Source organism: Streptomyces sp. NPDC032721, assembly GCF_055579625.1.
The window spans coordinates 116925-135643 of the sequence record NZ_JBVIMX010000021.1; the positions used below are offsets into that span (position 1 = coordinate 116925).

General features: G+C 70.0%; 13 protein-coding genes, 4 tRNA genes and 3 pseudogenes. 10 read left to right on the forward strand and 10 right to left on the reverse strand.

Features of this window, described 5'->3' with window-relative positions:
* Positions 1–225 precede the first annotated feature (225 nt).
* From ACZ5PB_RS34765 to ACZ5PB_RS34780, 4 genes are all read right to left on the reverse strand, one after another.
* Positions 226–302, reverse strand: a tRNA-Phe gene (locus tag ACZ5PB_RS34765).
* A 22-nt stretch (positions 303–324) separates the two neighbouring features.
* Positions 325–399 (reverse strand) — tRNA-Asp (locus ACZ5PB_RS34770).
* A gap of 47 nt (positions 400–446) precedes the next feature.
* Positions 447–519 (reverse strand) — tRNA-Glu (locus ACZ5PB_RS34775).
* A gap of 82 nt (positions 520–601) precedes the next feature.
* The gene (locus ACZ5PB_RS34780) at positions 602–2170 is read right to left on the reverse strand and encodes a metallophosphoesterase family protein (protein ID WP_468696817.1); all 1569 of its coding nucleotides are present in this window, start codon (positions 2168–2170) and stop codon (positions 602–604) included.
* A 59-nt stretch (positions 2171–2229) separates the two neighbouring features.
* On the opposite strand from ACZ5PB_RS34780, the gene ACZ5PB_RS34785 reads away from it, so the two are divergent.
* The 7 genes from ACZ5PB_RS34785 (at position 2230) to ACZ5PB_RS34815 (ending at position 10248) form a co-directional block, all read left to right on the forward strand.
* A complete protein-coding gene (locus tag ACZ5PB_RS34785) occupies positions 2230–2580 on the forward strand; it encodes a metallopeptidase family protein (RefSeq protein ID WP_185032214.1) in 351 nt (116 codons plus the stop codon).
* On the forward strand, positions 2577–2999 hold the full coding sequence (locus ACZ5PB_RS34790; protein ID WP_468696819.1) for a fluoride efflux transporter FluC: 423 nt from the start codon (positions 2577–2579) through the stop codon (positions 2997–2999). Before ACZ5PB_RS34785 ends, ACZ5PB_RS34790 begins: the two co-directional genes overlap by 4 nt.
* A complete protein-coding gene (gene crcB / locus ACZ5PB_RS34795; RefSeq protein WP_468696821.1) occupies positions 2996–3370 on the forward strand; it encodes a fluoride efflux transporter CrcB in 375 nt (124 codons plus the stop codon). The genes ACZ5PB_RS34790 and crcB overlap by 4 nt, the downstream gene beginning before the upstream one ends.
* A 266-nt stretch (positions 3371–3636) precedes the next feature.
* A complete protein-coding gene (locus tag ACZ5PB_RS34800; RefSeq protein ID WP_468696822.1) occupies positions 3637–4254 on the forward strand; it encodes a hypothetical protein in 618 nt (205 codons plus the stop codon).
* Between the two features lie 194 nt (positions 4255–4448).
* Positions 4449–6830 carry a DEAD/DEAH box helicase gene (locus ACZ5PB_RS34805; protein WP_468696823.1) on the forward strand — a complete coding sequence of 794 codons (2382 nt, stop codon included), beginning with the start codon at positions 4449–4451 and terminating at the stop codon, positions 6828–6830.
* Between the two features lie 216 nt (positions 6831–7046).
* Complete coding sequence (locus ACZ5PB_RS34810; protein ID WP_468696825.1) at positions 7047–10040, forward strand: FG-GAP-like repeat-containing protein; 2994 nt, start codon at positions 7047–7049, stop codon at positions 10038–10040.
* Between the two features lie 135 nt (positions 10041–10175).
* Positions 10176–10248: transfer RNA gene (locus ACZ5PB_RS34815), tRNA-Lys, on the forward strand.
* A gap of 344 nt (positions 10249–10592) precedes the next feature.
* Here the strand turns inward: ACZ5PB_RS34815 and ACZ5PB_RS34820 are convergent.
* The 3 genes and pseudogenes from ACZ5PB_RS34820 to ACZ5PB_RS34830 form a co-directional block, all read right to left on the reverse strand.
* A pseudogene (locus ACZ5PB_RS34820) lies at positions 10593–11219 on the reverse strand (class I SAM-dependent methyltransferase); the annotation flags it as partial.
* Positions 11220–12137 carry a phosphotransferase family protein gene (locus tag ACZ5PB_RS34825; RefSeq protein WP_468696870.1) on the reverse strand — a complete coding sequence of 306 codons (918 nt, stop codon included), beginning with the start codon at positions 12135–12137 and terminating at the stop codon, positions 11220–11222. It abuts the pseudogene before it with no gap.
* Between the two features lie 78 nt (positions 12138–12215).
* Positions 12216–12962: pseudogene (locus ACZ5PB_RS34830) on the reverse strand (hypothetical protein); the annotation flags it as partial.
* Between the two features lie 181 nt (positions 12963–13143).
* Between ACZ5PB_RS34830 and ACZ5PB_RS34835 the strand changes: the two are divergent.
* From ACZ5PB_RS34835 to ACZ5PB_RS34845, 3 genes are all read left to right on the forward strand, one after another.
* The gene (locus tag ACZ5PB_RS34835; protein ID WP_468696872.1) at positions 13144–14361 is read left to right on the forward strand and encodes a tetratricopeptide repeat protein; all 1218 of its coding nucleotides are present in this window, start codon (positions 13144–13146) and stop codon (positions 14359–14361) included.
* A gap of 1 nt (position 14362) precedes the next feature.
* A complete protein-coding gene (locus tag ACZ5PB_RS34840; RefSeq protein WP_468696873.1) occupies positions 14363–14899 on the forward strand; it encodes an NUDIX domain-containing protein in 537 nt (178 codons plus the stop codon).
* A gap of 71 nt (positions 14900–14970) precedes the next feature.
* On the forward strand, positions 14971–15195 hold the full coding sequence (locus ACZ5PB_RS34845; protein ID WP_468696827.1) for an NUDIX hydrolase: 225 nt from the start codon (positions 14971–14973) through the stop codon (positions 15193–15195).
* Positions 15196–15303: 108 nt separating this feature from the next.
* Here the strand turns inward: ACZ5PB_RS34845 and ACZ5PB_RS34850 are convergent, their stop codons facing one another.
* From ACZ5PB_RS34850 to ACZ5PB_RS34860, 3 genes and pseudogenes are all read right to left on the reverse strand, one after another.
* Positions 15304–16503, reverse strand: a complete 1200-nt coding sequence (locus tag ACZ5PB_RS34850; RefSeq protein ID WP_468696828.1) for an MFS transporter — start codon at positions 16501–16503, stop codon at positions 15304–15306.
* Positions 16500–17786 carry a hypothetical protein gene (locus ACZ5PB_RS34855; protein WP_468696878.1) on the reverse strand — a complete coding sequence of 429 codons (1287 nt, stop codon included), beginning with the start codon at positions 17784–17786 and terminating at the stop codon, positions 16500–16502. Before ACZ5PB_RS34855 ends, ACZ5PB_RS34850 begins: the two co-directional genes overlap by 4 nt.
* Positions 17787–17867: 81 nt before the next feature.
* A pseudogene (locus ACZ5PB_RS34860) lies at positions 17868–18395 on the reverse strand (FAD/NAD(P)-binding protein); the annotation flags it as partial.
* Positions 18396–18719: the final 324 nt, after the last annotated feature.

Consider the following 18719-nt stretch of genomic DNA (forward strand, 5'->3'; position numbering starts at 1 on the left):
GTTTTTTTGGGGGGCGGTGGCGGGGGGGGGAACAAAGAGGGTCTTCCGGGACTGCTTTCTTTCCTCTTTGGTGTTGGGGGGGGAAGGGGGGGGGGGGGGGGGGGGGGGGGGGGGGGGGTCCCCCCCCCCCCAGGACCCGTACGCGGAGGTGTGACGGCTGCGTGGCGGCTGTGTGCGGGAACGCCGAAGGCCCCGATCCTGGTGGGGATCGGGGCCTTCGGTAAGTGGTGGCTGGGGCCGGGATCGAACCGGCGACCTATCGCTTTTCAGGCGATCGCTCGTACCAACTGAGCTACCCAGCCACTCGGATCTTGCGATCCGTAGCGGTCCTGACGGGATTTGAACCCGCGGCCTCCACCTTGACAGGGTGGCGAGCACTCCAAACTGCTCCACAGGACCAAGCATGTGCGAGACGGACTTCTCAGAAGTCTCGCACAGGTATTGCGTGCCCCCAACGGGATTCGAACCCGTGCTACCGCCTTGAAAGGGCGGCGTCCTGGGCCACTAGACGATGAGGGCTAATTGGCCCGCCTGTGCGCCTTGCAGCGCGTCGGGGACGTTCAGAAGCATAGGCGATGCCCGGGGCGATCGCCAAAACGGTTTACCGGGCCCCCGGAGCGGGGGTGGCCGGAGGCTTGTCGGCGGGTTTTTCCGCAGGGCTGTTCTCGGCCGGGAGATGGCGGCTGACCTCGGCGGTCGTCAGGCCCAGACCGCCCAGGGTGATCTCGTCCCAGGCCTGCAGCCGACGGGTGTCGCGGTCCAGGTAGAGGAGGGAGGCGCGGATCTTCTGGGGGTTGTCGTCCTCGACCGCGCGCAGTCCGCCGCCGCCGGTGGAGCCCTCGACCATCAGCCGGGTGCCGCGCCTGAGGATCTCCGTCTTGCGTTCGTGGGTGTGGCCGGCCAGCGCGAGCGGGACCTCGCCGTCGGTCTGGGCGGCGGCGATCGGGTTGTGGGCGACCGCGATGTCGGCCGGAGTGCGGGCCGCCTTCTGGTCGCGCAGGGCGGCGGCGAGCTGGACCCCGGCGACGCGTTCGTTGGCGTCGCCCTGGGGTTTGACCGAGCGGTCCGGGGTGAACTGCGGGTCGCCGATGCCCGCGACGCGCAGCCCGCCCGCGACCGTCACGGCGTCGCCGTGGTCGAGCACGTGCACGTTCTTGAGCCGGGACATGTACGCCTGGGTGGCCGCCGAGTCGTGGTTGCCGCGGACCCAGATGTACGGGGCCCCCAGGTCGGGGATCGGGTCGAGGAAGGCGTTCTCGGCGGAGCTGCCGTGGTCCATGGTGTCGCCGGAGTCGATGATCGCGTCGATGTCGTACTGCTCGACGAGCGAGCCGATGATGTGCCACGACGCCGGGTTGAGGTGGATGTCCGAGACGTGCAGGACGCGCATCGTGGTGGGGGACGGCTGGTAGGCGGGGAGGGTGGAGGTGGCGTCGTAGAGCTTGGTGACGTTGGTGACCAGGCGGGCCAGCTCCTTCTGGTAGACGTCGAACTCGGCCACGATGCTGCGGGCGTCGCCGACCACCGAGGGTGCCGAGGAGAGCAGGCCGGAGAACTTCGGCTCCAGTACGGACTTGGGGTTCCAGGTGGCGTACGCGGTGACGCCCGAGGCCGTCAGCAGGGCGAGCGCCAGACCCCCGGCGGCCAGGGCGCGGCGGGGGCGGCGGTAGACCACGAGCCCGAGGGCGGTGGCGCCGGCGAGGACCGCGACGGAGGAGCGCAGCGCCAGGTCGAGGGTTCCGGCGGCGACGTCCCCGGTGATCTCCTCCTGGAGGCCGGAGATCCGTTCCGGGTGGCTGACCAGGGCGGAGGAGCGTTCCGGGTCGAGCTGGTCGACGTCCACGTCGAGGCGGATGGGGGCGGTGTGGGAGTCGAGTTCCAGGGCGCCCAGGGGAGACACGTTGATCTTGGTGCCGCCGGCGAGGGAGGGGCGCAGGGTCATCGTGGTGTCCACGGGACCCACGGGAGCGCGGACGGCGCCGACGACCAGGAGCCCCAGCCAGGCGCCGAGGAGGACCACGGCGAGGAGCCCGAGCGCCCTGGCCCACGGGTGGGGCGTGTGAGCCAGGGTGCTGGTGGGGGCGGTGTGGTGCGAGCGGTAGTGGCGTACCAGCCGGGCGGCGGCGGTTCGCAGGTGGTGGGCACGGGGTGCACGGAGTGCTCGGGCCATTGGGCCCGTATGCCCAGGAGCGCGGGCGGGCATGCCGGGTGGTGCATGAGAATGGGCGCGTGCTGGAGATGACGCGTGAGGAGTTCGAGGAACTGGTCGCCGAGGCCCTGGACCGGATACCGCCGGAGTTGACGCGGTTGATGGACAACGTCGCGGTGTTCGTCGAGGACGAGCCCGCGAAGGACGATCCGGAGCTGCTCGGCCTGTACGAGGGCACGCCGCTGACCGATCGCGGCGAGTGGTACGCGGGCGTGCTGCCGGACCGGATCACCATCTACCGGGGGCCGACGCTGCGGATGTGCGAGGACCGGGAGGACGTGGTCGCGGAGACGGAGATCACCGTGGTGCACGAGATCGCGCACCACTTCGGGATCGACGACGAGCGGCTGCACGCGCTGGGGTACGGGTGAAGGAGCCCGGGGGCGGGGCGGTGCTCGCGGTGGTCTCGGTGGGCGGGGCGCTCGGTGCGGCGGCGCGGTACGGGGCGCTGCTGCTGTGGCCCGCTTCCGGTGCGGGCTTTCCGTGGGCGCTGTTCGGGATCAATGTGCTGGGGTCCGCGCTGATCGGGGTGCTGATGGTGCTGGTCGCCGAGGACGGGCGCGGGGCGCGGGCGCATCCGCTGGTGCGCCCGTTCCTGGGGGTGGGGGTGCTCGGGGGCTTCACCTCGTTCTCCACGTACGCGATGGATGTGGTGGCTTTGCTCGGGCGGGGTGAGGTGCTCACGGCGCTTTCGTACGCGCTGGGAACGGTGGTCGGGGCGGTGGGTGCGGTGTGGGTGGCGGCGACGGTGACGCGCGGGGTCGTGGGCAGGGCGGTGCGGGCCGGGTGAACTGGCTGCTGGTGGTGATCGGCGGGGCTGTCGGGGCGCCGCTGCGGTATCTGACGGACCGTGCGGTGCGGGCGAGGCACTCCTCCGGGTTCCCCTGGGGCACCCTCGCGGCGAACGCGGGCGGGAGCCTGGTGCTCGGGGTGGTGACCGGGGCGGTCGCGGTGGGCGCGGCCTCCTCGTCCGTACACCTGCTCGTGGGCACGGGGCTGTGCGGGGCGCTCACTACGTACTCCACGTTCTCGTACGAGACGCTGCGGCTGGCGGAGGGCGGCGAGCGGTTCCTCGCGGCGGCGAACGTGGCGGTGTCCGTGCTGGTGGGGCTGGGGGCGGTCGGGCTCGGGCTGGCGCTGGGGAACGCGTTCGGGGGCTGAGGGGGCGGCTCGGCAGGGGGGCGGGTGGGGCGTGCGAGGGCGTGCGGGCGCCGTGTGCTCCGGGTGTGCCGGGGGTGGGGGCGCGGTGGTGGCGCGGTGGCGGTCGGGTGCGGGCGCGTGTCCCCGGCGGGGCAAAGGGAGTTGAGAGGGCTGACCCCAGTTCCCGCCCTACGGCTTCCCGATCGCCGCAGCTCCGTTGACCCGTGGACCCGTGTGTCCCTGAGTCCGGGCCGTCGCCCCGGGGCCGTCATTCCGGAGGTGCGCCCGTGCGCCAGTTGCCCACCCCTGTCCGACTCGCCGCCGCGGCGCTCGCGGTGGCGGCTTCCGCAGGCTGCATGAGCGTGAGCGACGACGGGGGCAAACCGCTGCCGGCCAGGCCCGCCGCCAAGCAGGAGCAGGCGGGGCCTGACGGCGGCGCCGCGGTGGGCGGCGAGGGGCAGGGACGACGTACCGACGGCAGGCCGGTGTCCCGGGGCGAGGGCGGCGCGGACGGCGCGGACGGCTCGGCCGCGCCCCCGGGCGCGCCCAGCGCGACCCCGGGCCCGCAGGCCACGCCGGGGAAGGGCGCGCCGGGCGCCACGCCGTCGCCGGGGGCCGCCGTACCCTCGCGGTCGGCCGGGCTGCCGACGCCGTCGGCGCCCCGGCCCTCCGATCCGCCCGCGCCGACGAAACCGCCGGTGAGCAGCCCGCCGGAGCAGACGCCGACCCAGCCGCCGGAGCCGACCGTGCCGCCGACGCCGTCCGAGACGCCCCCGGCGGAGAACCGGGCGGCGGGGACGCCTGAGCCGGTGGAATACCGCAGGACCTCTCACGGTTCCGGGAGCGGGCATTTTCCCGGAGCGCGCGTGGGGCCACCGGTAAATCCGCAGGTGGAAGCGGTGTAGGGCAGCCGATTTGCCAGGTGTGGGGGAGGGTGCGTATGGTTATAGATCGTTTGATCCCATTGCCCGGCGCCGACACAGAAGAGCGCCGTGTGGCGCGTACTCTCCCTTGCCGTGGCTGACCGCATCGAGGCGGTTTCACTTGCGATTCACGGAGTTTGGGCGCGTGCCGAGACTCCGAGAGGTTTCGCATCCGCATGTCTATTTCCAGTTCTGACCGCACCGCCATGCCCACTGACGCCGAGCAGCAGCTCGACACCGCGTCGGTCGAGGCTGTCGAGACGGTCGACGCCACCGAGGTCGTAGAGGCCGCCACCGAGATCGTCGAGGCCGCCGAGGCCGAGGCGGAGACGGTCGAGGTTGTCGAGGCCGCTGCTGACGTCCAGGCTGTCGCCGACGTCCAGGCCGCTGCCGACGTCGAGGCTGCCGCCGACGTCGAGGCCGACCAGGCCGACGCCGAGCCCGGCGTCACCTTCGCCGACCTGGGCCTGCCCGAGGGCATCGTCCGCAAGCTCGCCCAGAACGGCGTCACCGCGCCCTTCCCGATCCAGGCCGCGACCATCCCGGACGCCCTGGCCGGCAAGGACATCCTCGGCCGTGGCCGTACCGGCTCCGGCAAGACCCTTTCCTTCGGTCTGCCGACCCTGGCCTCGCTGGCCGGCGGCACCACCGAGAAGAAGAAGCCCCGCGCGATCATCCTCACGCCGACCCGTGAGCTCGCGATGCAGGTGGCCGACGCCCTCCAGCCGTACGGCGACGTGCTCGGCCTGAAGATGAAGGTCGTCTGCGGCGGTACCTCCATGGGCAACCAGATCTACGCCCTGGAGCGCGGTGTCGACGTCCTCGTCGCCACCCCGGGCCGTCTGCGCGACCTGCTGAACCGTGGCGCCGCCTCCCTGGAGAACGTCCAGATCGCCGTACTCGACGAGGCCGACCAGATGTCGGACCTGGGCTTCCTGCCCGAGGTCACCGAGCTGCTCGACCAGATCCCCGGCGGCGGCCAGCGGATGCTCTTCTCCGCCACGATGGAGAACGAGATCTCCACCCTGGTCAAGCGCTACCTGACGAACCCCGTCACGCACGAGGTCGACAGCGCGCAGGGCAACGTCTCGACCATGACCCACCACGTCCTCGTCGTGAAGCCGAAGGACAAGGCGCCGGTCACGGCCGCGATCGCCGCCCGCAAGGGCCGCACGATCATCTTCGTCCGTACGCAGCTGGGCGCCGACCGTATCGCCGAGCAGCTCCAGGACTCGGGCGTCAAGGCCGACGCCCTGCACGGCGGCATGACGCAGGGCGCCCGTACCCGCGTCCTCGAAGACTTCAAGAAGGGCTACGTCAACGCCCTGGTCGCCACCGACGTCGCCGCCCGCGGCATCCACGTCGACGGCATCGACCTGGTCCTGAACGTGGACCCGGCCGGTGACCACAAGGACTACCTGCACCGCTCGGGCCGTACCGCCCGTGCCGGCAAGTCCGGCGTCGTCGTCTCCCTGTCGCTGCCGCACCAGCGCCGCCAGATCTTCCGCCTGATGGAGGACGCGGGCGTCGACGCCTCGCGTCACATCGTCGGCGGCTCGGGCGCGTTCGACCCGGAGGTCGCCGAGATCACCGGCGCCCGCTCGCTGACCGAGGTCCAGGCCGACTCCGCGACCAACTCGGCCAAGCAGGCCGAGCGCGAGGCCAAGGAGCTCGCCAAGGAGCTGGAGCGCGTCCAGCGCCGTGCGAGCGAGCTGCGCGAGGAGGCCGACCGTCTGGTCGCCCGTGCCGCCCGTGAGCGTGGCGAGGACCCGGAGACCGCGGTGGCCGAGGCCGCTGCCGCCGCCGAGGCCGAGGCCCTGGAAGAGGCCCAGGCCGAGGCCGCCGCTGCCGCCAAGGCGGCGGAGGAGCAGCGCCAGCGCCGCGACGACCGCGGCAACTTCGAGCGCCGTGACAACGACCGCGGTGGCTACCGGGGCAACAACGACCGCGGTGGCGACCGTGGCGGGTTCCGTGGCGGCGACCGTCGTGACGACCGGGGCGGCGACCGTGGTGGCCGTTCCTTCGAGCGTCGTGACGACCGGGGTGGCGACCGTGGCGGCTTCCGCGGCAACGACCGCAACGACCGTCCCGCCGGTGGCGGCTTCCGCCGCGACAACGACCGTCCGTCCGGCGGCTTCCGCGGCGGCGACCGTCGTGACGACCGCGGTGGCTTCCGTGGCGGCGAGCGCAGCGGCAGCGACCGCCCGGCGGCCACCGGCTACCGCGGCAACGACCGTCGTGACGACCGTCCGTCCGGTGGTTTCCGCCGCGACGACCGTCCGTCCGGTGGTTTCCGCCGCGACGACCGTGACGACCGGGGCGGCGACCGTGGCGGCTTCCGCCGCGACGACCGTCCGTCCGGTGGCCACCGTGGCAGCGACCGTCCGTTCAACCGCGACCGTCGTGACGACCGTCCCTCGGGCGGCTTCCGCGGCGGCGACCGTCCGTCCTCCGGCGGCGGCTTCCGTGGCGGCGACCACCGGGGCAGCTCCACCGGCACCGGCACCGGCTCCTTCGGCCGCCGCGACGACAAGCCGCGCTGGAAGCGCAACGGCTGAGTCAGCCTGAGCCAGCCCGAGTCGGTTGAACCCGAGTCGGTTGAACCGGCAGTAATCCCCTGAAAAGGGCCCGCTCTTCACGAGCGGGCCCTTTTCTCTTTTCACTTCCGCCACATCCGGAACTGCTGTTACGCTCCGGCGACTTGTATGGGGAGCGGCCGGGGGGCCAGGGGCCGACCGCCCCTTCTCCGGGCTGCCCGGGGAGGGGCAATGCCGATGAATCGACGTACGCGACTGAGATCCGCCGTGGCGGTTGCGGCCGTACTGGGTACGGGCGTGGGGCTGGTGCCGGTGCTGGGGGGCGCGGCGGTGGCTGTGGAGGCGGATCCGGCGGGGGAGGTGGTGATCCCGGCGGAGATACGGGATCTCCCACGGAGGGACGAACTGCTTTCGGCCGGGGCCACTGGCTTCGTCCACCGCCCGGAGGGCACGCGGGACCACGTGTGGACCGACTACGCGACCGGCAAGGACCGCCCGGTGTCCCTGGCCGCCAGCGATCATTCCGGTGTGGCTGCCTGGCTCAGGGACCAGACTCTTCCGTCGCGGCACGTCCTGCTGAGAAACCTGGAGACGGGCACCGACACCAGCATTCCGCTGGCCTCCGGTGATTTCTGGACGCGCGCGTACACCGCTGACTCGGCCGTGTTGGTACGGAATGCCACTCCCACCTCTCCCAAGGCCCTGGTCATTCGGCGGCTGGTGGACGGCAAGGTGCAGGACCAGCAGGTCACGGGTGGGCCGGAGAACCTCCTGGTGGCCTACATCCCGATGACATGGGACAACCATCAGGACCTGCGTGGTGCCGTACTCAACCTGCGTGCGGCGGACGGACAGGTCGCCACCCCCTACCTCCTCGACTACGGAACAGCCAAGCTCACGCCGTTCCCGCAAGGTGTCGCTTCCCTTGACGTCGTCGTGCTGGGGAAGGACCACCTTGCCTGGGCCGACAAATCCCGCCAGGTCCACGTCGTGCCGCGGACGGACCTGGCAGCGACTCCGATGACCTTCCCGCTCGCCACCGGGTACGCCCAGTACGCCTTCGTGGGCGACTGGCTGATCCGCCACCCTGCCAACGACCCCGCGCCGGGCGGTCCCGTACAGGCCATCCCGCTGGCAGGAGGGGCCGCGAAGGAACTGCTGCCGCATGCGGGCGCTCCGCTGCCCATCGCCCCCGACGGCAGTGCGCTGGTCCAGGGCGGTACGGGCCCCAAGGACTGGGCCGTGCGACGCATCGCCACCGGGCCGGACGGCACCCCCCAGGTCAGTACCCTCCAGGTCCTGCCACCCGTCCCCGCGCCGAGGGACCTCCTGGCGATCGGAGGCGGCAGGCTCGGTTACCGCAGTGACAACGACGGGAGCCCGCCCACCGGTCTGTACGAGCACGACCTGCCGCTCACCGGCGCACCCACACCCGGGGAGCGCGCGCTCCGTCACAGGTTCGTCGGCCCGGTACCGTCGTCCCTCACCGCTCTGGGGGACGGACGCTCCGCGTACCTGGAGTCCGGAAGGATCCACTCGCCGACCGCCCCCGACGAATTGCGGATGGCCGAGACGCCCGCAGCAGCCACCGACCTGCTCTCCGCCTCCGGCCGCTACGCGGTCGTGAACGCCGCTGACGGCAAGCAGTACGTCACTGACTTCGAGGACCACAACGGCACCTCCGAGGTCCTCACCCGCCCCACCCAGACCGCCGCCGCCCTCTGGGGCAGCAAGCTCTACAAGCCCGCGGCCACCGCCGGCACCGTCGACTCGTACGACCTGAAGACCAAGCAGACCACCCCGGCCGTCAACACCGGCTCCGGCTGCGTCCCCACCTCGCTCCAGGCCGTCGGCCGCTGGCTGTACTGGGACTGTGCCGGGGCCAAGTCCGGCGTCCTGGACCTGACCACGAAGAAGAACATCGCCGCCCCGGCGTGGGGCAAGCTTGGCGACGGCTTCGTCGTGACCGACTCCGGCGACGGCAAGCTCAAGCTGACCGACCTCCTCAAGGGCACCACCACCGACTTCTCCGCCCCCGGCGTCACCGTCGGCGAGTGGACCGTCGACGCGTACGGCGGCCACGTCGCCTACACCGACCCCGAGCAGCGCATCCACCTCAAGCCCACCGGCATCGCCCGCCAGGCCGTCTCCGTGGTCGAGTCCCAGGTGGACGGGTCTGCCGTCGCCCGCGATGCCTCCGACGACCCCTGGAACGCCCGCTTCCTCCTTTCCCGCCCGGTCGCCCGCTGGACCGTCACCTTCACCGACCACCAGGGCCGCACCCTCGCCACCCGCACCGGCACCGCCCGCGAGGGCGCGCAGATCGCCCCCGTCTGGGACGGCAAGGACGACAAGGGCAACGTCGTCGTGGGCGGCCGCCACACCTGGACCCTGACCACCGACGCCGGCGACGGCACCGGCGCCCAGAAGACCGCCTCGGGCGCGCTCTACCTCTCCGGCGCCAAGGACACCCCCCGGGACTACGACGGCGACGGCTACGGCGACGTGATGACCTTCACCACCGGCGGCACCCTGCACACCCACCAGCTCGGCACCAACGGCACCGACCGGCTCACCCAGTCCGGCGGCTGGCCCAAGGACACCACCTTCGTCCCGTACGGAGACCTGGGCGGCGACCGCTGCAACGACGTCCTGGTCCGCGACGGAAGCGGCGCCCTCGACCGCTACGACGGCAGCTGCACGGGCGCGGTGAACCCCACAGGACCGAAAACCCGCATCGGCACCGGCTACCAGCAGTACAACGTCCTCACCTCCCCCGGCGACCTGACCGGCGACGGCCGCCCCGACCTGGTGGCCCGCCACGGCACCACGTACGACGTGTTCCTGTTCGCGGCCAAGCCCGACGGCAAACTGGCCGCACCGGTGAAGATCCGCCCGAACTGGAAGGCGTACTCCCACGTCATCGGCGCGGGCGACCTCAACGGCGACGGCCACGGCGACCTGCTGGCCCGCGCCTCCAACGGCGACCTGTGGCGCTACGACGGCACCCCGAACGGCCAGTTCAAGGACCGCGTCCTGGTCTTCACCGGCTGGGGCATCGGCTACAAGGAGATCGCCGGGGTCGGCGACGTCTCCGGCGACGGCAAGGCCGACCTGATGGTCCGTGACACGGCGGGCGGAATCTTCCGCAACGAGGGCGACGGCAAGGGCAGCTTCGGCGCCCGCCGCGCCCTGACAACGGGCTGGCAGTACTACAAATCCCTCTTCTGACCCCTTCCCGACCCCTTCCCGCCCCCTCCCACCGGCGGCCGCGCACAGGCCGGCCGCCCCCGGGAACCCACCCTGTACGCAATACCGGATCGGCCCCCGGGACCCGGGCAGCTATGCTCTTGGGAGTCCTGCCGGGGGCCATTAGCTCAATTGGCAGAGCAGCGGACTTTTAATCCGTTGGTTGTCGGTTCGAGTCCGACATGGCCTACAGGACGAAGTGAGAGGCTCACGCCTCTGACCTGCGGGGGAGCGCCTCGACCGAGATTCTTCGGTCGGGGCGCTCCGTCGTTTGGGGGCTCGTGCGTGAGCGATGCGTGAGCGGACGCTCCGGTACTGCCTGCTCAGGAGGCGGACGAGCAGGTACGAGAGACCAGGTTCGCCGATGCTTCTTCCGCTGTGGTCGGCCTCGGGGACTGTTCGCTCAGGCGCCGCCTGATGGTCGATTCGCGCAGATCCCACCCGCCCCGTACCGGCAACCGAGCGACGGGCACGCGCTGCGCTTGGGTCCTGAGGGAACACGGGGTAAATTCCCGCCGCCTGGCCTCGGACGCGGCCAGTTCTGGATGCCCTACCCGACCATCGGGCATCGACAGAGAACCTACGGCTAGTGTCGAAGTCCCAGCGAGGCACGGGCAGTCGGGTGCGATCGGGGAGGGTGACGAAATCGCGTCACGGTCGGTCGTCGGCGCAAGGGGGTCTGCCGCCGCGTTGGGGATGGGGGACGGAGAAGGCGAGGGTGCGGCCGGATTTGAGGTGCTGGGCGACAGCAGGGAGCAGGACCTGCGGGGCGACGAGGCCGACGGCACCGAAGACGGAGTAGATCGCGTCGAAATGCTCCTCGGTTGCCTGCAGGTAGTGCAGGGCGTGGCCGGCGACGAAGTCGAGGTTGCGCAGCCGCCCGTAATGCGAGCGGGCTCTTCGGACCTGGAGGCCGACCAGGTCGACACCAGTGACTTGGGCGGCATGCTTGGTGGCCAGGTGAGCCACGTTGTGGCCGGGGCCGCAGCCGAGTTCCAGCACTCGTCTGCGGTGCGGGCCCAGCTGGAGGATCTCGGAGCCGGGACCGCTGCCTGGCCGTGTGGTCCATTCCAGCCGAGCGGGTACGTTCAGCGGCTCGGCGGGTCCTGCCGCCGTGCGCTGGAGAGCGTGGGCGTACCAGGGGGAAGCCTGGGCGAGCATCTATACCTCCAGCAGCCGGAGGGCGTCTGTGAGGTGGCGGCGCACGACCTTGAGGTACTCGGGGTCGGTGGCCGGGTCGTTGATCCACCGGATAGCCTGCTCCATGAACCACTCCACCGCCCACATGCGATGCCATCCCAGCGCCCACTTCTCCGCAGCGAGACCGCCGCGCTCGGCGAGCGCATCAGGGGTGCCGCCCTCGGCGACGTAGGTCTCCAGGAATACGCGCAGGCGTACGGGGTCGGGCTCCTCAAGGGTGCCGTGCCAGCTGGCGAGGTCGAGCAGACCGGGGCCGGTGAAGGGACGGGCGAAGTCCAGCAGACGCCAGCCGCGTTGGCCGATGTGGAGGCTGGTGGGGTGGAACTCGGAATGCACCCAGCCGAACGGCGCCACCGTGGCCTCGGTCGAGCGTGCTTCGGCGGCCTGGGCAAGCCGGTCGAGTGCCGCCTCGATGTCGTCCGCGTCCTGCCATCGCTCGGCTTTGCGGAGCCGGTCGTCGAGGTGGTCCAGTGCCTGGCCGGGCAGGGAGCGCAGGGCCTCTTGATCAAGGATGGGCAGGGACGCTGCCCTACGAGTGGAGTGCAGGACAACGGCTGCGGCGGCACCGTCAAGGTCGTCGGCGTCGCGGATGGGGGCGCCGAGGTCTTCCAGCAGCATCCCGAGCCAGCCGTCCAGACTTGCGGAGGCGTGGACCTTCGGGACCGGGACGCCGAGGGTGTGCGCCAGGCGGAGGGCCTGGTCTTCGCTGTCGAAGGGCTTCTTGGCGTACTTGAAGATGGCGGTGGCGCCGTCGGAGAAGGTCAGGCGTTCGACGCCGGACATGGACCAGACGCGCACCTCTTCGCGCGTTACGGCGGAGGGGCGACCGGCAGCGGTCAGCACGCTGTCCAAGAGATCGGCATTCAGCGACGCGTCCATGAAGGACGCCTGTGATTGAGGGCGTCCGGGGCGGGCGACGGTGCTGGCCCGCCCCGGAGCCGGGTGGGGCGGTGGCTGTGCGGTGGGGGCTACGCGGTGGGCGTAGACCTGCTCGATCCATCCAGCCTTGAACTCGGCAAGGTCGTCGCGGAAGGTGGCCATCGAGGCACCGTAGGGTGCGACCACGCCGCCGGACTGGTCCGGCACGGACTGGCAGCCATGCACGAGCCGCCCGCCGAGCGCGGCGTGGGCCTTGATGGACTCGATGCGGCGGTGCTCGTTGAACCAGCCACCGTGGTAGGCCTCGTCGAGCAGGCCGCCCATCTCGTCGGACAGGTCGAAGACGACGGAGGTGGCGGCGGGGAAGAGCCAGCACGGGCCCACGTTCGAGATGTGCCCGTCCAGCTCGACCTTGTTCAGCGCCATCAGCGTGGCGGCCTCACGCAGCATCCGCAGGTGGTCGGTGGTGATCCGCGGCAGGCCGAGGCTTGCGAGGTGTTCCTCGCGGAACAGGTAGGCGTACACCTCGAACGCGATGGCCAGCACCTGGACCGCATCCGAAGTGGGCTGACTGTGCTGCTTGATGAAGTCGAGCGCGAGCCGCTCGACCGCGCTCTCGGTCGTCTCGTCCACGTCCAGGAGCTGTGACTTGACCAGCTCCCAGTCGGCGATGAGCCAGGTGTGGGACTCGAAGCGGTAGAAGTACTCGGCCGGGTCGATGGTGATGCGCCGGCCGTCGACGTGGATGCCGGGCAGTCGGCTCCAGCGCGTGTCGAACGCCTCGGGCAACTCGACTGTGATGGTCGTGGTCTCGATGGTGGTCACCGTGTCTCCGTCTCTGATGGGCCGGGAGCGGGCATAGGCATGCCCGGACTCCTTGCGGGTGTACGGAACTTCGGGGAGCCGCCCGGATCAGGGGGGGAGCCTGGATCACGGTCGGAACTCGGACCGTGCCGGGCGGCTGCGATTAGGTGAACCGCTCGTCACGCAGCGTGGGTAGTCGGCCATCTCCCACTGGGCCAACGGAACTCGCCAGCCGAGCGGCCGAACGAGTCAGTACCTTGCCGAAGCGCTGTCCCGCCGAGCTGGCCGCATCGTCACACCGACCGAGATCGGCGCGGGCAGGTCTGACGGCAACGATCAGGACGAAGCCGACCCGGTCTTGGCGGTGACCGATCTGGGCCGTGCCGACGTCGAGCGCCGCCGCTTCCTCGCGGTCGCCGCCTTCACCACCGCAGGCGTCGCCATGCCGCTCGCTTACGATCACGAAGCCACCGCCCGCATGCTCCGTGCCCGTACCGCCACCGGGCTGGTCGGTGCGCAGGACGTGGACGTCGTACGCGAGATCACCGCCGCGCTCAGCGCGGCCGACGAACGCCTCGGCGGCGGCCACGGCCTGACCACCGTCACTGCCTACCTGGCCGACACCGCCGCTCCCCTGCTCCGCGGACGATTCACCGCAGAGCCCTTACGCCAGGCCGCGTTCGGCGCAGTTGCCGAACTCGCCTACCTGGCAGGCTGGAAGCACCAAGATCTTGGCCAGGAAGGCGCCGCCCAGCGCTACTACCGCGTCGGCTACCAGCTCGCCTGCGAGGCTGACCCGCACGGCCACGCCGCCTGGATGATGCGTGCCCTTGCCCACCAAGCCCTCAGCCTCAAGCAGCCCCACTACTGCATTGCCCTGGCCGAAGCTGCGCTCGCCCAGGGTGTCGGCCACATCGACGGCCAGACCGAGGCCCTGCTCCACATCACCCACGTTCGCGCCTACGCCGCCACCAGCGAGAAGCCCGCCGCCGCCCGCGCTCTGCTCGCCGCCGAGGACGCTCTCCTGCGCGAGGACGGCCCTCAGCCCAGTTACTCCCGCGTCAGCGGCCCTGCCGTCGGCACTGTGACCAGCCACACCGCGCGCACGCTGACCGACCTCGCCGACCACGTAGGTACCGAACAACAGCACCGCGACGCCTTGGTCCGCTGGGACCCCGTGAAGTACAAGCGGGTCCACGCCCTCACCTACGCCGACCTGGGCGACAGCCTCGCAGTCCAAGCCCGCGCCGACGAGGCGGTCGCCGCTTGGTCGCAGGCTCTGACTCTCATGGAGGGCATGACCTCCGACCGCACCCGTAAAGCGATCACATCACTGCGGTCCACCCTCGGGATCTACCAGCGGCGGAAAGTCCCCGGAGCCACCGAACTCGCCCGTCGCGCACGTGAAGCACTCGCCTAACATGCCCACCAACCGGCCGAAGAAGGGACGCACAGTGGCTCAACCGACCACCGACGACCAGCCCAAAGCCCTCAAGCCCGCCCTCGAATCTATGACCCTGCTGGTCGCCGCCGTCATCGTCCACGACCAAGCCACCAACCGCTTGGTACTCCTCCAGCGCAGCCAGAACGCCAAGTTCGCCCAGGGCATGTGGGACCTGCCCGTCGGCAAGAGCGAACCCGGCGAGCCCATCACCGAAACCGCGGTGCGCGAGCTCTACGAGGAGACCGGCCTGACGGTGAAGCCGGAATCCCTCAAGGTCGCCCACATCATCCCCGGGGCATGGGGAGTTGAAGCCCCCAGCGGCTTCCTGACCGTCGTCTTCGCAGCCCACGAATGGACGGGCGAACCCGAGAACCGCGAACCGCGCAAGCACGCCCAGGTGCGCTGGGTCGATGCCGACGCCATCCCCGAGGAGTTCGTGGACACCACCGCCAGTGCGCTCCGCCGCTACCTGGACGGAGGCCCGGAGGTCTCTCTGAACGGCTGGGGGCAGTAGGGCAGTAGCCCCACGGTTTGCCCGCTCAACGCACGCGATGAGCCCTGGCGACGGCCTTCTCCAGGTGGGCGTTGACAAGACCGGGGCTGCCGGAGCCGCTCCACATTGATATCCACCCCATCGGCGCCAACCCCGCCAAGAACGAATCCGCCCACCGGCACTTCGACTTCCTCTTCCGCACCACCGCCGACATCAGAGGGCTTCAGAACGAAGAAGTCTCCGCCACAGCCTGGCACGATATCGCCGAGCTCATTGACCCCAAACTTCGACGGCACATCGCCGATGCTCTTCGCTGACCCGAAGCGACTCACTTGGCCGCCAAGCCGCACGCATGCCTTTCGGTAGTACGAAGGGCTGGGACGGCAGCGTCCAGCGACAAGTGCCCCACGCTGGACGCTCCCCTGTCAGACTCGGGCAGTCCTCCTCCTGGCCACGGCGACACAACACATTGCGGCCAGGCCCGCAGCCGTCAGTGCCCACCAGGCTGCGACCGCGTTCACGGTGAATAGGTATCCACACACCATCGGGCCAGTGGCCGCACCCAGCGAGACTCCCATCTGGCTGTAGGCAGTGGCCCGCTGCTCTCGGCCCGGGTACGGCAGTCCGATGGCATAGTGCAGAAGGCCCGCCCAGCCCCAGCCGCCTCCATAAGCAAGCAGGGCACCCACAGTGGTCAGCGTGAGCGACGAATGCGCCAGAAGAACGGTGCCTGCCACTCCCGCTGCAAACATTCCGATCAGCGCCGCCCAGGCGGCCCGAGGCAGCCGACCGATCAGCCATCCGGCGATCAGCCGGACCGCGATGTTCAGGGCAGCGCCGGCTGTAGCCACCGCTCCCGCGACGGACAAAGACGCACCACGGCTGGTCAACGATAGGACCAGGAAGCCGCCGAGGCCGTTTCCCACCATTGCACCGAAAAACCCGGCGCCGCTCAGAGCCAACAGGAAGACATCCCCACGCAGTGGAGGCACGATGTCACGTCCTGCAGTCACGGGCCGACTGCCCGGGGGGACCGTGTGCGCGAAGAGGACAGCGGCCACGCCGCACAGCACCGCCGTACCGGCAAACACCGGCCGCCAGCCGGCCGGACCCGCCAGCGTCGGCATGGCCATGCTGGCGAGCAGGGTCGCTGCGGGCACTGCGGCCTGTTTGAGGCCGAAGGCGAACGCCCGCAGTCGAGGTGCGCAGCGACGCATGAGTAGGGCATTGGTGTGAGGCTGGGTGTACCCGTAGGCGAAACCGCCAACCGCCGAGGAGAGCCAGAGGCCCACGGTGGGTGCCGCCGCTGCACTCAGCAGCCCCAGACACGTGGCGCCCAGCGCCACAGCGAGGGTGCGTTCGATCACCGGAGGAACGGCAGCACGTTTGCTGATGAAGGCTCCCGACAAGGAGGCCAGCCAGTACACGGCCAGGATGGCTCCCATACGGACCGAGCTCCAACCGAACTCGGCGGCGATCAGGCCGTTCGCCGCCCCGGGAAGGAACACAGGCAGCGACGTGAGCACGGTGACCGCCGCAACCCCCGCAGCTGTGTACAGGCCCGAGGAAGGATCTCCGGTGGAGGAAGCCGTGGCAGGGGCGCGCGCGTCGATGGACGTTGTCATCGGACGGGCATCTCCACCTGGCCGGACGGCTGCGCTGCACCGATTCCGAGCACCGTTCTCGCGATCGCGTCCGCGTCCCCCAACGTCACGGAATCGACTCCAGGCCGGACACCTGCCGCTGTCGCCCAGTGCGCACCTTCAGTGGGGACGCCAAGTGCGAACCGGTGGGAGTGAGGCTGACCGTGCGCGTCCACGAGGTGGCTGGGCCGCTCCGTCACCGCGAGGCCACCGGTCTCATAGCTTTCGCCGTGTGGATTGGGTATGCGGTACGGGGCCGCCTGCCCGGTGTCCAGGAGATGTCGCATGAGCGGGTCGGAGGTCGTGCGAATGTCTGGGTCCTGAATGCGCGCCTCGATGAGGGCCGTGACCGGTGTGGGCGCCCCCGGCACTCTGTCCGAGGAGACCATGAAGCCGCTTCCGTCTGCCTTCGGGACGACACGCATCCCTGGGCCCACGGGCTTCAGGATTCCGGCGCGAATGACTGCCGCCATTTCCGCGATGCGACGTCGGGGCGGGCCGATGGAAAGAGAGGCGTTGAACGGCGAGTACCAGCCGGCCAGTTCGTCTCGGTAGGAATCCCCCGTGATCCGACCGTGGTCGACCACCTGCCGGATCTCGTTGCGCAGATCCCGCAGGGCGTCGAGGGCAGCCTTGACCGGGTCATCGATGTTGCCTCCGCCGGCCAACGCAGCGTCGCGCTCCAGATGCAGCAGCAACCAGTGGGTGAACTCCCCTCGCCCACTGAGGGCTTCATCACCGTACGGTGTCTCGATGGCCGTCCAGTCCCAGTGATCACATGCGGAGATGCCGTAGGCCCGCAGCCGCTCTGTCAGTGGGCTGTGGTCAGGGAGGGCCAAGGAGGCACTGAGGAACGCGGACGTGGCCTCGGCTGATGCACCACGTCGCCGTAGCAGTGCCTGGTAGTAGACGAGCTCTACTTCACGGGCGATCAGCGGCCACACGTCCCGACAGAAGCGGACATCACCATCCACCGCAGCGCGTCGGCGCAGGGCCCGGATCCTGCTGTCCGTTAACAGCACGGGCCGGTGGCGTTCCCCCATGCCTTTCTGGTTCTCGCCGCGCGCCTGGTACGGGATGCCTCGGCGAGATCCCGCGTAAAGTTTTGGCTCGAGGCCCGAGGGGTGATAGACGAGCTTCCCGTCCACACGTTCCTCGAACACGCCACCGCGTCCCTGGGTGAACAGCGCCAGGTAGTCGAAGAAGGTGAGGCCAAGGCCGCGCAGCGCCACTGGCTCACCTGGGCCGATCCCGTTGAGGTCCATCTCCGCGGGATTGCCCGGCCCGATACGGCGTGAACCGGGCGAAGACATTGGAGAGGCAGAGGTTGCGACGTGCCCCTGGGTGAGAATCACGGAGTGGAGCCGTAGGCAGTCCCCTCCCGCCAGCTGCAACAGCTGCGCCGTACCTCGCCCATCCAGCGTGACCGCGCTGTCCTCGTGAACCCTCACCTTCAGATTTGAGGGCGCTGTCTCCACAGTCCGCTGGAAGGCCCACCGGAGATAGTGACCGTACAGTGCGCGCGTGGGGTAGGAGTCGGGGCTCAGGGCCTGTACCTGCGTGAGTACGTCATCTGGGTATCCCGCCGCTGGTCCCGTGGCAGCCAGCAGGGCTGCCCACTCGTACAAGTTGGGTCCTGGTGTCACCGGCCCATCGCACAGAACGCTCGCGTCGGTGAACACGGTGATCTGCTCGGCAACCGTGTTCATCAACAGGTGAGGCGACTGCTCCGTACGCCAGACCCGCCCTGCCCCAGCCGGAGCAGGGTCGACTACGTGCACGCTCACATGCCCGACATCCGGGTGGGACGCCGCGTTGGCGCACAACCGCTCCAAGACAGTGAGCCCTCGCGGTCCAGCGCCCACGATGCCCACGCTAAGCCGCCCGTTCAACGGCAGAACCTCCGTCCCTCAGCTTTCCCTTACTTCTCATAGACAGCTGCTGAGCGTAAGACCTCGACGAAGCGGCATTCATGCGACCGGCGAACCACTTATGCAAATGGATCATAAATCGATTCATGCACACAGTGCATGAATGTTCGTCCCCGTCTATTTCTCCACCCGTGGCACCTGCAGCTAAATTTATGAACCGCGGCGAAAGAATGCCCTCAAGTCCGATTCCCGGACGATTGTGTGAACACGGGGAAGTGGAAACGCGCGGGAGCCCCCGTGTTCACGCAGGGCCTTCGCTCAACCTGC

What these genes read in the sequence shown, in the direction of transcription:
- ACZ5PB_RS34780 (WP_468696817.1), bottom strand. Translation starts at nt 2,170, where the DNA reads ATGGCCCGAGCACTCCGTGCACCCCGTGCCCACCACCTGCGAACCGCC.
- ACZ5PB_RS34805 (WP_468696823.1), top strand. Translation starts at nt 4,449, where the DNA reads ATGTCTATTTCCAGTTCTGACCGCACCGCCATGCCCACTGACGCCGAG.
- ACZ5PB_RS34810 (WP_468696825.1), top strand. Translation starts at nt 7,047, where the DNA reads ATGAATCGACGTACGCGACTGAGATCCGCCGTGGCGGTTGCGGCCGTA.
- ACZ5PB_RS34825 (WP_468696870.1), bottom strand. Translation starts at nt 12,137, where the DNA reads ATGGACGCGTCGCTGAATGCCGATCTCTTGGACAGCGTGCTGACCGCT.
- ACZ5PB_RS34840 (WP_468696873.1), top strand. Translation starts at nt 14,363, where the DNA reads ATGCCCACCAACCGGCCGAAGAAGGGACGCACAGTGGCTCAACCGACC.
- ACZ5PB_RS34850 (WP_468696828.1), bottom strand. Translation starts at nt 16,503, where the DNA reads ATGACAACGTCCATCGACGCGCGCGCCCCTGCCACGGCTTCCTCCACC.
- ACZ5PB_RS34855 (WP_468696878.1), bottom strand. Translation starts at nt 17,786, where the DNA reads ATGGACCTCAACGGGATCGGCCCAGGTGAGCCAGTGGCGCTGCGCGGC.